Origin of the sequence: Mycobacterium sp. NS-7484, assembly GCF_001953975.1 — a bacterium.
Taxonomy (GTDB): Bacteria; Actinomycetota; Actinomycetes; order Mycobacteriales; family Mycobacteriaceae; genus Mycobacterium.
Map to the genome: position 1 here is coordinate 1 of NZ_MBEJ01000133.1, position 532 is coordinate 532.

General features: G+C 66.7%; 1 protein-coding gene and 1 pseudogene. One reads left to right on the forward strand and one right to left on the reverse strand.

The window, feature by feature from the left end:
• Positions 1–92 (reverse strand): hypothetical protein (locus A5733_RS28035; RefSeq protein ID WP_233152787.1); only part of this gene is annotated, 92 nt, incomplete at its 3' end.
• A gap of 52 nt (positions 93–144) precedes the next feature.
• Between A5733_RS28035 and ligC the strand changes: the two are divergent.
• Positions 145–532: pseudogene (gene ligC, locus A5733_RS25140) on the forward strand (ATP-dependent DNA ligase); the annotation flags it as partial.

Consider the following 532-nt stretch of genomic DNA (forward strand, 5'->3'; position numbering starts at 1 on the left):
TCCCACTTCGGCTCGTACGACATGCCCGGCGGGATCTCACGCACCGGCTTCGAGAGCATCGGCGAGACCGGCGGCATCACGGGCAGATCCATCTGCCCACGATGACATTGCCCTGGCTCGGTGGTCTACGTGAGTATGGAAGTTGTGGACTTGCCGGTGCAGCCGCCGGTCTCGCCGATGCTCTCGAAGCCGGTGCGTGAGATCCCGCCGGGCATGTCGTACGAGCCGAAGTGGGACGGCTTTCGCACCATCTGCTTTCGCGACGGCGACGAGGTCGAATTCGGCAGCCGCAACGAACGCCCGATGACCCGCTACTTTCCCGAACTGGTGGCAGCGGCCCGTGCCGAACTACCGCCGCGTTGCGTTGTCGACGGGGAGATCGTCATCGCCACCGGCGACGGCCTGGACTTCGAGGCGCTGCAACTGCGGCTGCACCCGGCCGCCAGCCGGGTCACGATGCTCGCCGAGCAGACGCCGGCGGCGTTCATCGCCTTCGATCTGCTGGCCCTCGGGGACGACGACTACACCGGAA